This is a genomic window from Devosia yakushimensis (assembly GCF_030159855.1).
GTDB lineage: Bacteria > Pseudomonadota > Alphaproteobacteria > Rhizobiales > Devosiaceae > Devosia > Devosia yakushimensis.
Genome location: NZ_BSNG01000003.1, coordinates 172,149 through 186,597, shown reverse-complemented (window position 1 = coordinate 186,597; position 14,449 = coordinate 172,149). Strand labels below are relative to the sequence as shown.

Annotated in this window: 9 protein-coding genes; 2 read left to right on the top strand and 7 right to left on the bottom strand. The window is 61.0% G+C overall.

The features are described from left to right. Positions 1-95 precede the first annotated feature (95 nt). Positions 96-1,211, top strand: a complete 1,116-nt coding sequence (locus tag QQL79_RS19390; protein WP_284393672.1) for a LacI family DNA-binding transcriptional regulator — start codon at positions 96-98, stop codon at positions 1,209-1,211. Here the strand turns inward: QQL79_RS19390 and QQL79_RS19385 are convergent. The 5 genes from QQL79_RS19385 to QQL79_RS19365 form a co-directional block, all read right to left on the bottom strand. Next, complete coding sequence (locus QQL79_RS19385; RefSeq protein ID WP_284393670.1) at positions 1,208-3,076, bottom strand: ABC transporter ATP-binding protein; 1,869 nt, start codon at positions 3,074-3,076, stop codon at positions 1,208-1,210. The genes QQL79_RS19390 and QQL79_RS19385 overlap by 4 nt on opposite strands. A gap of 12 nt (positions 3,077-3,088) precedes the next feature. Beyond that, entirely contained in the window at positions 3,089-3,970 is an 882-nt protein-coding gene (locus QQL79_RS19380) for an ABC transporter permease (RefSeq protein ID WP_284393668.1), read from the bottom strand. Further along, complete coding sequence (locus QQL79_RS19375) at positions 3,970-4,905, bottom strand: ABC transporter permease (RefSeq protein WP_284393666.1); 936 nt, start codon at positions 4,903-4,905, stop codon at positions 3,970-3,972. The genes QQL79_RS19380 and QQL79_RS19375 overlap by 1 nt, the downstream gene beginning before the upstream one ends. 40 nt (positions 4,906-4,945) lie before the next feature. Continuing rightward, a complete protein-coding gene (locus QQL79_RS19370) occupies positions 4,946-7,537 on the bottom strand; it encodes a hypothetical protein (protein ID WP_284393664.1) in 2,592 nt (863 codons plus the stop codon). A gap of 65 nt (positions 7,538-7,602) precedes the next feature. After that, on the bottom strand, positions 7,603-9,219 hold the full coding sequence (locus tag QQL79_RS19365) for an ABC transporter substrate-binding protein (protein WP_284393662.1): 1,617 nt from the start codon (positions 9,217-9,219) through the stop codon (positions 7,603-7,605). 248 nt (positions 9,220-9,467) lie between these two features. On the opposite strand from QQL79_RS19365, the gene QQL79_RS19360 reads away from it, so the two are divergent. Further along, positions 9,468-11,663, top strand: coding sequence for an alpha-amylase family protein (locus QQL79_RS19360; protein ID WP_284393660.1), 2,196 nt, complete (start codon positions 9,468-9,470; stop codon positions 11,661-11,663). Positions 11,664-11,706: 43 nt separating this feature from the next. Here the strand turns inward: QQL79_RS19360 and QQL79_RS19355 are convergent, their stop codons facing one another. Together QQL79_RS19355 and QQL79_RS19350 are read right to left on the bottom strand one after the other, a co-directional pair. Beyond that, positions 11,707-13,314 (bottom strand): ABC transporter substrate-binding protein, encoded by a 1,608-nt coding sequence (locus QQL79_RS19355; protein WP_284393658.1) that lies wholly within the window; start codon positions 13,312-13,314, stop codon positions 11,707-11,709. A gap of 22 nt (positions 13,315-13,336) precedes the next feature. Beyond that, positions 13,337-14,443 carry a mandelate racemase/muconate lactonizing enzyme family protein gene (locus tag QQL79_RS19350; RefSeq protein ID WP_284393656.1) on the bottom strand — a complete coding sequence of 369 codons (1,107 nt, stop codon included), beginning with the start codon at positions 14,441-14,443 and terminating at the stop codon, positions 13,337-13,339. Positions 14,444-14,449 lie beyond the last annotated feature (6 nt).

The window sequence follows — 14,449 nt, the reverse complement described above, 5'->3', positions numbered from 1 at the left end:
GTATGGATGGTAGCGCTACCATTGCGGTGCGTCAACGATCATGCAGGCTGCGGACTTCGCGATTTGCAGGTATGGATCGGTCGAGGAATGAGCAGATGACCAAAAAGAGATCGAGCAATCGACCCACTATCGCCGATGTGGCGGAGCGCGCTGGCGTCAGTGCCATTACGGTTTCGCGCGCGCTTCGCGAGCCACAAAAGGTTTCCTCTGAATTGCGTCGGGCGATCGATGGCGCTGTCAGCGAACTGAACTATGTTCCCGACCTCAATGCGCGAGCGCTGGCATCGAGCCGGACCGACGTTGTGGCGGTGCTGGTGCCGTCCCTGACCCAGCACATTTTTTCCGACGTCGTTCGGGGAATCTACGATGGCCTGGAGGATAGCGGCCTCAGGATCGAACTCGCCAATACGCGTTATAGCGCCGAGCTCGAAGAGCAACTGGTGTTCGGCATCATGCGGCATCGCCCCGCCGCGGTCATCATCTCGGGCACCGAGCAGACGGCCAGAACGCGCAAGATGCTGGAGGCCGCCAAGTGCCCGGTGGTGCAGATCATGGATCTCACCGATGATCCGATCCAGAAGATCATCGGCTTCTCCCATGAGCGGGCGGGCCTGGAGATGACGCGGCATCTGATCGAGGCAGGCTATCGCCGTATCGCTTTCTTTGCCGGATGGATGAATGCCCGGTCCTTGCAGCGTCATGGCGGCTATCGGCAGGCCATGGAGGAGGCCGGGCTCTACGACCCTGACCTGCTGGGGCAGAGAAGCAACGATAACCCTGAGTTCAGTCGCGGATCACGGCAGGACTTTCATCAGTTCTCCTCCACCGTGATGGGGCGAGAGTTGATGCTGGAAATGCTGGAGCGGCGCCCGGACATAGACGCCGTGTTCTGCAATAATGACGTTCTGTCGCTGGGGGCGCTGTTTGCGTGTCAGGCAAAGGGCGTAGCCGTCCCGCAGCAGGTCGGTATTGCCGGGTTCAATGACTTCGATTTCATGGCGGCGGCGGAGCCGCCACTGACCAGTATCCGCATTCATCGCTGGCGGTGCGGGTTTGAGGCCATGAAGGCAGTGCAGGGGCAGCTCAATGGCGAGCCGGTCGGCGAACCCGTGGTCGATCTGGGCTTTGAAATCATCAAGCGCGCCAGCACGGACCGGAATGGCGAAGTGGCGGCTGCTGCGCAGGAAGCGCCGCCCCTAGCTCTGAGCTAGACTTTCCAGTCGCCCTCCCAATCCTGGACGATGTGGTCAGATGCAACTGTCCGGTAGACGCGGGTCGGGGGAACGAAATCGGCCGCCCTGATCGGGCTCTTGATTTCGTCATTGGCGACCTTGCGAACCTCGTTGCGCCGGGCCGGGTCCGGCACGGGCACAGCGGCGATAAGGCGCTTGGTATAGGGATGCTGCGGGTTGGCGAAAACCGAAGCAGCCGGCCCCATTTCAACGATCTCGCCCAGATACATCACAGCCACCCGGTGACTCATGCGCTCGACCACTGCCATGTCGTGCGAGATGAAGAGATAGGACAAGCCCAAGGATTCCTGCAGATCGAGAAGCAGGTTGACGACCTGTGCCTTGATCGAAACGTCCAGGCCCGAAACCGACTCATCGGCGACGATCACCTTTGGTTCTAGCGATAGGGCACGGGCGATGCAGATGCGTTGGCGCTGACCCCCGGAGAATTGCTGCGGATAGCGGGAAGCGACAGCCGGGTCGAGACCCACGCGCACCAGAAGATCGGCCACCTTGGCGCGGGCCTGCGCGCGATTGCCCAGCTTATGGGTCAGGTAAGGCTCAGCAATAGCCTCGCCGACGCGGATGCGTGGATTAAGGCTGGCGAATGGATCCTGGAAGATCATCTGGATATGACGCCGCATATCGCGCACACGGCGCTTGTCGAGCGCCATTATATCGGTGCCGGCGAGATGAACTTCGCCCGATTGCGGTTCGACCAGACGCATGATGGCGCGACCGGTGGTGGATTTGCCGCAGCCGCTTTCGCCAACCAGCGATAGCGTTTCCCCGGCATGCAGATCGAAGGAGACGTTCTCGACTGCGTGGACACGCCCATGTACGCCGCCGAACAGCCCGCTCGAAAGATCGAAGCGCTTGACCAGATTGCGTACGGACAGCACCGGTTCATGCCCATGATCCACCGTGTCGCGGCGTTGGGTGGGGGGACGCAGCGCGCCGGTTGCCTTGTCGATAACCGGGAAATGCTGGGGCTGGCCATTACCATCCATCGTGCCGAGACGAGGAACGGCGGCAATCAGCGTCTTGGTATAGGTATTTTGAGCATTATCGAAAATGCGCTCGGTCGGCCCCTGTTCGAGCAGCTCGCCGCCATACATGACCACGGTGCGGTCGGCGATTTCGGCGACCACGCCCATGTCGTGCGTGATGAAGAGCACCCCCATGCCCTCTTCGCGCTGCAGCTCCTTGATGAGTTGCAGAATTTGGGCCTGGATGGTCACGTCGAGCGCGGTTGTGGGCTCGTCGGCAATCAGCAATTGCGGCTTGCAGGCAAGCGCCATGGCGATCATGACGCGCTGCCGCATGCCACCCGAAAGGTTGTGGGGCAGGTCGTTGGCGCGATTGCGGGCGGCCGGAATACGGACGCGCTCCAGCAACCGAACCGCTTCGGCGTCGGCCGCGGCGCCATTCATGCGGCCATGAATATAGAGCGTCTCGGCAATCTGTTTGCCCACGGTTGCGAGTGGGTTGAGACTGGTGAGGGCCTCTTGGAAGATCATGCCGATCTGCCGGCCGCGCACCTTACGCATTTCGGCTTCGGGGAGTGTCAGTAATTCCCGGCCGGAGAGACTTACCGAGCCCTCGATCCGGCTGAATTCGGGATCGAGCAGGCGCATGATCGACAGGGCGGTGACGCTTTTGCCTGAACCGGATTCGCCGACCACAGCCAGCGTTTCCTGAGCGCCGATCTCAAAGGAAATGCCTTTGACGATCTGTGTCCAGCCTGGGCCGGTCCGGAACGTCGTCTTGAGGTTTTCGACGCGCAGAATGGGATCGGTACCGGCCGCTTTCTGCCCTGCGGATGCCACCAGGTCTGCTTGCATGACGGGCTCCATCTATTCGGACGTCGAGGGGTCAAGTGCGTCACGCACAGCGTCACCCACAAGGTTAAACGAGAGCACCACCAGTGTGATCGCGGCGCCGGCGCCGATGATTGGCCAGGGGGAGCCGAAGATGTTGTTGAGGCCATCGCGAATGATATTGCCCCAGCTCGGATTGGGAGGCTGGGTGCCGATGCCGAGGAAGCTGAGCGATGCTTCAAGGCGGATGGCGGACGCGACCCAGAGCATCATGAGCACGACGACAGGCGCCATGATGTTTGGAATGATGTGCCGGAAGATGATTACCGGCGTCCGCACGCCGATGGAAATTGCCGCCTCGACGTAAGGCTCCTGCTTGACGGCCAGCGTCTGGGCACGGGCCACGCGGGCAAAGCCAGGCACGAAGGCGATGGTTATGACGATGATGACATTCCAGAAACCGCCGCCCAAGACGGCGGCGATCATGATGGCCAGCAGCAGTTCGGGGAAAGCGAGCAACAGATCGATGACGCGCGAGATCAGCCGGTCGACAATGCCGCCGAAATAGCCGGCAACGACGCCGAATGTCGTGCCGATAATGGCGGCGCAAAAAGGCGAGATCAGCCCAAAGATCAGCGAATTGCGCGAGCCATAGATCATGCGTGAAAGCACGTCGCGGCCGAACTGGTCAGTGCCCAGCCAGTTTTCCCAACTCGGGGTCCGGTTGATCTTGAGCATGGACTGGGTCAGCGGATCATAGGGTGCCAGCAGCGGCGCAAAGAGGGCGATGATGACCAACAGGCCAATGATGGCCATGGCGATGATGGTGCTGACCCGGCCGAACAGGATACCACGCAAGGTGTGCAGAAGATTGGGTTCGGGCGCCAGGGTGGGCGTTGTTTCTGAAATGGTGGTCATCACTGCATCCGGATTCTGGGATCGACGACGATGTAGAGCAGGTCCATCAGCAGGTTGATGATCACCACGAACATGGCGAACACCACTATGCCGCCCTGAATGACGGCATAGTCCCGCTCGGAGATGGCGCTGATCAGCAGCTTGCCAATGCCCGGGCGATTGAAAACGAGTTCAATAGCCACCGAACCGGACAGGGTGGCCAGCGTGCTGAGGCCCAGTCCGGTGGTTAGCGGGAGCAGGGCATTGCGCAGACCGTGGCGGTAGATAACGCGGCTTTCCTTGGCGCCCTTGGCGCGTGCAGTTCGCACATAGTCCTTGCTCAGAACTTCAAGTAGCGAAGTTCTGGTCAACCGGCCGATGAAGGCGGCCTTGACGAAAGCCAGCGTCAGAGCCGGCAGGAAAACGTGATACATGCGGCCGACAAAGCCCTCGCCGCCCCCGTTGATGGGGAACCAGCCCAGATTGAGGGCAAAGGTGATCAGCAGCAGCGCGCCAAGATAAAAGTCGGGAATGGCATAGCCGATGAGCGAGAACCCTCGCACGACGCTGTCGGGTAGCTTGTTGCGATGGGTGGCGGCCATGACACCGAGTGGCACGCCAAGCACGACGCCGATCAGCATGGCGACGATGGTCAGCTCGATCGTATAGGGGAGGTTATAGAGGATCAGCCCCACTACGCTTTGATTGCTCATCATGGACGTGCCCAGATCGAGCGTCAGCACGCCTTTGACGAAGTTGATGAATTGCAGCCAGAGCGGATCATTGAGCCCCATGCGGTCGCGGAACATGGCCAGTTGCTCTGGCGTCGCCATGTCGCCAAGCGCGGCGATTGCCGGATCGCCTGGCAGAATGCGCATGGCCACAAATACCAGCAACAGCACCAGAAAGACTGTCGGAATGGCATCCAATAGCCTGAGCAGGAGATATCGCGTCATCCCTTGGTCCTCCTCCAAAGTGTCGCTGCCTTAGGCACTGCTAGTTATGCAGTGCCGTCAAGTAAGGTTCGTTGGCCAGATCGTCGTTGAGGCCCGGTATCAAGACGGATTGGCCATTCCGGCTCAGGCTGACAAAGTATTGCAGGTGATAGGGGCTATCGGTGTAGGCGCCGGAGACTTCAGCGGCATAGACATTGCCCTGCCGTTGCATTGGAACCGATTGCCACCGCTCGGCCTGATTGACGTGGCGGTAATGCAGGACGGGCTGGCCTTCCGCGGCGGTTTCGATCGATACGGCAAATGCCTGCCCGGCCGAGAGGGTCTCGGGCGCCTTGATTGACAGCGGCTCCGAGCGGGTTGGTTGACGAGCCCTGAGCGCATCAATAGCCGCCCTGGTTTTGGCATCGGTTGGTACCGATTCCGTTCCGCCGGCGCGGCGAATGGCTTCGAGATCGAGCAGTTCCGCCTGCATTTCGGGCAGACGACCATGCCAGGAACCGCGCAGCCATGTTTCCGGGCCATAGGTCAGATCGGTATGGTAGACGTCACGCGAGACGGCAGCGAGACGCTCCCAGACTGCAACCGAGCGACGGGCATAGTCGACCATCGGCTCGAGCAGTTCGGTCGCCTTGGTTGCCATGAACAGCTCAGCCCAGCAGGCGGCGCGGAACTTGTCGGCAAAGTGCCGTGCAATGCCCGACAGGATCTCAACGTCGATGAAGATGCGCTGCACCTCGACACGGCCGAAGTCTGGGCTCCGGCGGGCCCTGGTCAATGCGGCTTCGCAACCCTCGGCCAGTTCATCCAGCCAGTCGGCGACATCGAGCGGCGTGTAGCGGTGCGATGGTTCGCCTGTCAGCAGCAGGGCGGCATATTCCTGCGGGTTGGCGAAAAGGGCGGAGTCGAAGGTGGGCGCGTTGCCGAAGCGAGAGTCGCCCTCCATGTCGTTGCCATAGGCACGCGCGCCGGCGCCGCCATTGATCAGGCCGTAATTGGTATAGATTTCGGGCCAGTAGTGATTGTTGGACGCCGAGGGTCCATGGGCGAGCGTGATGAGCGGCAGCACGCGACTGGCCAGGGACAAGCCGCTTTCGCAGGCTTCGGCGGCATCGCCGCATTCCTTCTCGAGCCAGCGCATCCAGCTATCGCGTGGCGCTTCGGGATTGTAGAGCAGGCGCCCCCAGACGCGGTACTGATAGTCGTATTTCTGCCAGTCCTGCCGCGGGGCGAGGCCATGCTTTTGGTAATTGAAGCGCTGGCCGGGCATGCCGGTACCCATGCGGCCCTTGAAGCTTTGCGGCTCGCACCACTCGACCCCGTCCGAACCGGCAAACATCGAACTGCGGCCATAGCCGCCAGCAAAGACCGGATCGCCCCAGAGCAGCACGCGCTGCGTGCCCGCCCAGATGCGGTAGATGACCTTGAAATCCTTGTCCTTGGTCAGCAGGTCGCCATAGGAATAGCGCAGGAATTTTCGCGATCCTTCGCTGAGCTGTTCGCGCTCGGAACGGGCTTTCTCGGGAGGGTATTCCTTATTGCGGATGGCCGACTGGTGATAGGGCAGCCCCATATGCTCGGCCAAATATTTGGGTGAGGCGGCGACCGGCATGCCCGACTTGCGGGCAATGTCGATCATGGTCCAGTCGAGCCCTTTGCCATGCATGTCGATCTCGACCGGACGGCCGCCATCGGCGACCCCGGCAAAGGCCTGTTCCCAGAAGCCATATTCACCTTCAGCAATGCCGCCTTCGACATGCACGCGGAAGGTCAGGCCGGTGATTTCGGGCACTTCCTTGAGCAGGCGGGTGATGGCCGCGCGGCAATAGGGCGCCAGGTTATCGGTGGTGACGCCGCGCACGGTATAGTTGGCGCGTGGCACATCGTCGAAATCGTAGCGCTGCGTCCAGAGTGCGAGCTGGAATTCGAGGCCGCGGCGCTTGGCTTCCCGCCCGATGAACTTGAGCATTTCGAGGTTGGAGTCGCGCTCTTCCTCGCTCAGTTCCTTGACGTCGATGTCGAAGCCATCGATCTTCATCAGATAGGGGTAGGGAAAGTAGAAGTAGACGTCGGTGACCCATGGATTGTGATAGGGGTAGTTGTAGCCCATGCCCAGGGTCAGGGCGAAACGGTTGAAGCGGTTTGCCGCCAGCATGGAGAGGTAATCGCGCCATTGCTGCTTGTCGTTGTACCAGACCCGGTCCTCTTCGACTGCGCAGAACAGCCGCGCCATGGAGCGGATGCGGGCGGTGGGTTTTTCCACGAGCGGGAACGTACCGGCGAAGGGGTCGTCGCCCATGCTGTTGCGAACACGATCGGCCAGTTCGGTCAGGGCGTAAACGATGCCACGCTGATCGTAGCCCCAGGCGATAATGCGATCGCCCGCACGGTAAAGCGCGAGTGCCTCTGCAAGCTGGGGCAGTTGGGAGGGTGATGGCTGGCTCGGTTCAACGCCCGCACCAGCAATTTCGACCACCAGCCCGTCCGATGCCGATGCCGATGCGGCGACGCCAGCCTGATAATCCCGTTGCCTGAGCGCATGAGCCAGCTCACCTGCCGCCCAGGCCAGTGCGCCGCCTTCTCCCTGGCCAAGTTCTGCCGGCAATACGATCGTGATCGAGCGTGCTTCGCCCATTACCCTCTTCCCAATTGTCTTGTGAAACAGTGGCCGGCGACCCGTTGCCGCCGGCCGACGTCATTTCAGACGAATTTTGCCTGCGACAGTGGCCAGTTGACGTAGCCTGAGACCACGTCGTAGCCGAGTTCCACCTTTGGCGAGCGGACGATCATGAAGCCATTATTGGCGACAGGCAGGATCACCGCGTCGGTCAGTGCCTTGATCTCGATCTGCTGCACAAGGTCGATGCGCTTCTGCAAATCAGGTTCGGCCAGTGCCTGGGCGATGAGATCATCGACGCCTGGAATGGCGACACCATAATGGCTCATATTGCTGCCACCGTTGCCGTCAGCCGTTACTTCCTGCTCTGCCGACAGGTAAGTAACGATGGCCTGGGTCGGCACGGGCGGCATGGCGGAGGACTGCTGGCTCAGAATGTTGGTGCCGATGTTCTGATCGGCATGGAAAGCCGTATGGTCCTTGATGTTGAGTTCCATATTGATGCCGACGCGGCGCAACTGATCCTGCATCATCAGCATGATGGCGGAAAAATCTTCGCGTTGGCTGGTGTCGTTGGTGAAGCTGAAGCCATCGGGCATGCCAGCCTCGGCCATGAGCGCCTTGGCCTTTTCCGGTTCGTAATTGTAGGCCACTTCCGCCGGGATGGTTTCAGCGGTGAACCCGCCCGGGAAGGTCGGCGGATTAAGGCCGTAGGTGCGCTTGGAGATCGGCGCGATGGCCGTGGTGATCTCGTCGCGATCGATGGCGTAGAACAATGCCTGCCGGATGCGCACGTCGTCGAACGGCGCCTTCGTTACATTGACCTGCATGGTGAAAAAGCTGCCCGGGCTGACCACGTCGAAAATCAGGCTGGGGTCGCGCTGTGTCATGGAGTCGGCCCAGCCGGGGGCACGAACACCCTCGATCATGTGCACACTGCCCGAGAGCAGGGCCAGGGTGCGGGCGGTGGTGTCAGCAATATATTGAACCTGGAGGCTGGGCGTTGCGGCCGGCGTGTCCCAATAGTCCGGATTGGCGACCATGGTGACGCCCTGCGACGGATCGGTGTGAACCTGCTCCAGCATATAGACGCCGGTGCCGACCGGATTTGTGCCGATCGGCTCCTCGCCGATCTCCTCGACCGCCTTCTTGCTCATGATGGCGCCGTCATAGTCGCTGAGGACGCCCAGCGGGAACAGGGGGTCAGGCTGCTTGAGGTTGAACACCACGGTGTATGGTTGGGGTGCTTCGACGCTCTCGATATTCATGAACTTGGCGCGGACGCCACCAACGCGCGGTCCGTCCAATGCACGATCGAAGGTGAACTTGACGTCTTCGGACGTCATCTCGCCATAGCCCTTGTGGAACTGCACGCCTTCGCGCAGCTGGAACGTCCAGACCTTGGCGTCTTCGTTCCTTTCCCAACTGGTCGCCAAGCGCGGTACCAACTGGTCCAAGGTTTCGGGGAAATTCCAGCGCGGCAGATCCACCAGCTTGTCGTACATGGCGATGATCGCCCAATTATCGACACCCTGGATCGACTTGTGCGGATCGATGGTGCGCAGCCCGCGCGCCGAAGCCGCGAATTTGATCGTATCGCTACCCTGCGCATAAGCCCGTCCGCCCATAACCGCGGCGAGCGTCACACTGGCTGCCACGGCGCCAGTACCTCTCATGAAGTCGCGTCTGCTAAAGGTCATGTTTTTCCTCCCTGCGTCGGCCGCCGACTCCTTGCCCGGATCATGCGGCAGCGAAACATCCGCCCAAGCTAACGGCGGCAGCGCCCCGCCAAAAGCAATTGGCTGCCGGTTTTCCGCATAGTGGAAGTTCCCGGGGCAGCAGGCGTTTTACGCTTCCACATCGCGGAAAGCTGGCGCTGTGCCACTGGCGCATGACCGGTTTTGCATTAGCTCTTGCGACCGGAAAACCGGAAGCCAGGAGGAGACGAATGAGCGCTGAACCATGGTACAAGACGACGCTGCGCTGGGGGCAGACCAATCTCGTAGAAATCGATCCGGCACGTTACGACGCCGAGTGGTGGCGCGAGCATTGGCGCAAGACCAAAGTTCAGGGCGTGATCGTCAATGCAGGCGGTATCGTCGCCTATTATCCTTCGAAGTTCCCGTTGCATCATCGTGCCGAACATCTGGGCGAGCGCGATCTCTATGGCGAGATTGTCAAGCTGGCGCGGGAGGAGGGTCTGCGCGTCATCGCACGCATGGACTCCAACCGTGTCGCAGAGGATTTTTACGAGGCGCATCCGGAGTGGATCTGCCGCAAGGCAGATGGCTCACCGCACAAAGAAGCCGAAAAATACGTCACCTGCATCGGTTCGGAATACTACTCCAAATATCTTCCGTCCGTGATGGAGGAGATTATCGAACGCAGCCATCCCGATGGGTTCTCGGACAATAGCTGGGCCGGCATGCCGCGCACCCATATCTGCTATTGCGACAACTGCAAAACCCAGTTCAAGGCATATGCCGGCAAGGAACTGCCCAAGGATCATGACTGGCAGGACAAGTCCTATCGGGACTGGATCCGCTGGAACTTTGAACGCCGGACTGAACTCTGGAAGCTCAACAATCGCGTGACGCGCAAGGCCGGCGGGGATGAGTGCATCTGGTCGGGCATGATTGGCGGGGAAACATTATATAATTCGGCCCGCTTCATCGATCTGCAGCAGATCATGCCGGAAGCGGCGATCGTCATGCTCGATCACCAGCGGCGCAATCCCCATGACGGCTTCGAGCAGAACACCGAGGCTGGCAAGCGCCTGCATGAAATGGCGGGCTGGAACAAGCTGATCCCGGAATCGATGCCGCAATATCAGCTCGGCGGGCCCGCCGTGTTCCGGCAGGCTTCGATGCCGCCGGCCGAAGTGCGGCTGTGGTCGTCGTCCGGTTTCGCGGGTGGCATCCAGCCATGGTGGCATCATATCGGTTCCATGCACGAGGATCGCCGCCAATATAAAACGGCCGAGCCGATCTTCCGCTGGCACGAGGCCAATCAGGATGTGCTGGTCAACCGCACCTTGACCCCTGATGTCGGCATCGTCTGGTCACAGCAAAACCAGGACTATTTTGGCCGCGATTTCGGGCGTTATGCCACCGGCACTAAAACGATGGTGCCCTATCGAGGGGCCGTCAAGGCGATGGACCGGCACGCCATTCCCTACCTGCCGCTCCATGCCGACGACATTGCCAAGGCGTTCGGGCGCGTGTCGGTCATTATCCTCCCAAATATGGGCGGACTGAGTGATGGCCAGATCGCCGGCATCGAGGCTTTCGTGGCGGCCGGCGGCTCGGTGATTGCCACTGGAGACACGTCAATCGCCAACGAGCATGGCGATGCTCGCAGCGACTTTGCGCTTGGCAAGCTGTTCGGGGTTCACCGCGGCGAAGGTGACAAGGGTGGCGAGGGGCCGGTGGATTCCAATATCGAGACCTATCAGCGCCACTCCTACCTGCGCCTGTTGCCTGAAAACCGTGTTGGCGTTTATGGCTCGCGCGACGCGACGGCTCCGAGCCAGGCCGGCCAACGCCATCCCGTCCTCCATGGCCTGGACGATACCGATTCCCTGCCGTTTGGCGGATTTCTGCCGATGGTGACCGTGGATGACGGGGTGGAGGTGTTGGCGACCTACATTCCTGAATACCCAATCTATCCGCCCGAAACGTCCTGGATGCGCGAGCCGCGCTCTACCCATGCAGCCATCACGGTCAAGGCGTCGGCGTCCGGCGGCAAGCTGGTCTGGTTTGTGGCCGATATCGATCGGTGCTTTGCCCGCGATGGCCAGTTCGAGCATGCCCTGTTGCTGGCCAATGCTGTCCGCTGGGCGCTGGGTGATCGGGCAAAGGTTCGAGTGTCCGGTACGAAAGGCGTGATTACGGCAGAGCTTTACGAGCAGAACGGCCGTCACATCATGCATCTCAATAACCGGCTGCTGCTGTCCAACATTCCTGGCCGGCAATACGACCTTGTTCCCATCGGGCCGGTCGAGGTGCGCCTCAAGACGGATAGCAAGGCCAGCAGTGTCGAGCTGAGAGTGGCGGGGCGATCGGTGCCGACACGAAGGGATGGAGATGCCCTGGTCTTTACGGTGGACTCGATCCTGGATCACGAGGTCGCCGTCATCGGCTGATCCGCAAACATAAGGGGCGCGCCGTGAAGCGCGCCCCTTTTTCTTAGGCTGTGCGCGTCGCTTTGCGGAGCGACCAATAGGCGAAACCCGCCTCGACAGGGAAGCCGATATCGACCCGTGGATTGCGGGCGATCACATAGCCCAAAGTCATGATGCCGATCATTGGCAGATCGGTCAGCAGCTTCTTTTCCATCTCCTTGAACAGTGCAGTGCGCTGGTCGAAGTCCGGTTCCTGCTGGGCCTGAGTGAGCAGGTCGTCGATGCCCGGAATGGCCACGCCGTAATGGCTGAAATTGCCCTGTCCGGTGCCGTCTGATTTGACGACCGCAGCGGCCGAACACTGCTGCAGGAAGACATTCATCACCGCCGGGCCATAGCTCGACGAGTTGAGCGGCATGGCGTTCTTGTCCTGGCGGTTATCGCCATGGAATGCGTTGTGGTCGATGATGGAGAGGTCGAGCGTGATGTTGGCTGTGCGCAACTGCTCCTGGATCATCAGCATGATTGCCGAATAATCTTCGCGCTGGCTGGTGTAGCAGGGGATGGTCAGGCCATCGGCATGGCCGGCCTCGGCGAGTAGCGCCTTGGCCTTCTCCGGATCGTAATTGTATTGCAGTTCTTCAGGCAGTTCCTCCTTGGTGACAGAGCCTTCGAACTGGGACGCGAGAATGCCGACCATAGGGGCCGCCTGTTCACCATAGGCCGACGCCAATGCGGTATTGTCGATGGCATAACGGATGGCCTGACGAACCCTGAGGTCGTCGAGCGGAGCCCGGGTCAGGTTGAAATGCAGGAAGTTGAAACTGCCCGGCTTGGTCATGTCGAACAGGGTTTCGGCCGAGCGCTGCTGCATGGACTGGATCCATCCGGGCGCTCGGACACCCTCGATCATGTCGACCTGACCCGAGGCAAAGGCTAGCGTGCGGGCAGTCGTGTCGGCGATGAAGGTGATGTTGAGCTTAGGCGTGGCGGCGGGCTCCCCCCAATATTCGGGGAAGGCCGAAAGAGCGATGCCGCCCTGTTCGGTCATGCTGTCCACCTGGAACGGACCGGTGGCGACGGGATCGGTGTTATAGCCCTCGCCCTTTTCCTCAAAAGCCTTGCGGCTCATGATGCTGGCAGACATCACCGATACCGTCGCGCCGTTCAGCAGCGGGTCGGGCTGCTTGAGGGTGATGACGACCGTATAGGGATCGCTCGCCTCCACCGACTCGATGTTGGCAAACTGCACCTTGCCGGCCGTGACGATTTCGGGATCGAGCTGGCGGCCATAGGTAAAGACCACGTCATCAGCGGTCATCTCGCCATAGCCCTTGTGGAATTGCACGCCCTGGCGAAGTTTGTATGTCCACACTTTGGCGTCTGCCGAGCTCTCCCAACTCTCGGCAAGACCCGGTTCGAACTCCTCCGGACGGGTTGCGAACTTGCCGTCCGGGTTGCGCACCAGCGTTTCGAACACCTGGTAGATGGCCCAGTTGTCGCCACCGGTGAGGCCGGATTGCTGTGGATTAACACCGGCCGGCGCGCGCGCTGCCAGGGCAATGGTGATGGTGCCTTCCTGCGCCTGAGCGGCGGTGAAGGGAAGGCCCATGCTGGCGGCAGCCCCCACTGCGCCTGCATTGATCAGGAAATTTCGTCTCGTCAGAGCCATCGGTTTTCCTCCCTTGGTGGCTTCACACGGTGATGGGAATAGATCTCCGCTTCAGTTCGTCCTGGTTGAATTCGGCGCCAAGTCCGGGTGCCGTCGGCAGGTGAAACAGACCATCCTGCGGTTGGGACGGATTCTTGAACACGCTACCCGCGCGTTCCCAGCCATCGGCAAGCTCTACCGGCTTGTTCAGATGCATGATGGTGGAGAGCACGTGCAGGTTTGCCAGATGGCCGATCGAGGGCTGGGTCTGGTGCGGCACCAGGTCCACGCCATGCGCATAGGCCACGGCCGCGCATTGCATCAGGCCGGTAATGCCGCCCATCTTGACGATGTCGGGCTGCACCATGCGCACGCCGGCATTGATGAGGTCCTTGAGGCCCTGCAGCGTATAGGTCTGCTCGCCGGCCGATACCGTAATGTCGAGGCGCTGGGCCACTTCGCCCATGGCCGAGACGTGATAGTGCTGCACCGGTTCCTCGAACCAGGTATAGCCCAGGTCCTCGAGTGCCCGGCCGACCCGCATGGCGCCGCCGACCGAATAGCCATTATTGGCATCGAAGCCGAGCACGAAGTCATCGCCGAGCGCCTTGCGGACGGCCTTTGCCTTGGCGATGTCGCCGGGAATGTCGACATCGAGCTTGGTGCGGTCGCCATCCCAGCGGATCTTGACCGCCGCTGGCTTTTCCTTTTCCACGCGCCGCGTGACGACTTCCACGGTCTGATCGACAGTGCGCCAGGCATTGCCGCCAACCGAGGCATAGCAGGTCAGGCTCTGGCGCCAGGCGCCACCGAGCAGCTTATAGACCGGCTGGCCAAGAAGCTTGCCCTTGAGGTCCCAAAGCGCGATGTCGATCGCGGCCAAGGCCGCTGTCGTTGCTCCTTCGGGGCCGAGCTTGACGCATTTGTGAAAGAGCGTGTCGATCAGGACCGCATGGTCCAGCGCGTCCTTGCCGACGAGGAATGGCGCCATATCGGCTGCGATAATGGTCAGGGACGCCAGTCCGCCCTGCATAGGCGAGGCTTCGCCCAATCCGAACTGGCCATCCTCGGTTTCGATGCGGACAAGGGCGGCGCGCCCTTTGCCCTCGCCCCAATCCAGCTGGAATGCCTCGACTTTGGTGATCTTCACCGCTCT

Coding starts and splice junctions, on each gene's coding strand:
- QQL79_RS19390 (WP_284393672.1), top strand. CDS start 96: ATGACCAAAAAGAGATCGAGCAATCGACCCACTATCGCCGATGTGGCG.
- QQL79_RS19385 (WP_284393670.1), bottom strand. CDS start 3,076: ATGCAAGCAGACCTGGTGGCATCCGCAGGGCAGAAAGCGGCCGGTACC.
- QQL79_RS19380 (WP_284393668.1), bottom strand. CDS start 3,970: ATGACCACCATTTCAGAAACAACGCCCACCCTGGCGCCCGAACCCAAT.
- QQL79_RS19375 (WP_284393666.1), bottom strand. CDS start 4,905: ATGACGCGATATCTCCTGCTCAGGCTATTGGATGCCATTCCGACAGTC.
- QQL79_RS19370 (WP_284393664.1), bottom strand. CDS start 7,537: ATGGGCGAAGCACGCTCGATCACGATCGTATTGCCGGCAGAACTTGGC.
- QQL79_RS19365 (WP_284393662.1), bottom strand. CDS start 9,219: ATGACCTTTAGCAGACGCGACTTCATGAGAGGTACTGGCGCCGTGGCA.
- QQL79_RS19360 (WP_284393660.1), top strand. CDS start 9,468: ATGAGCGCTGAACCATGGTACAAGACGACGCTGCGCTGGGGGCAGACC.
- QQL79_RS19355 (WP_284393658.1), bottom strand. CDS start 13,314: ATGGCTCTGACGAGACGAAATTTCCTGATCAATGCAGGCGCAGTGGGG.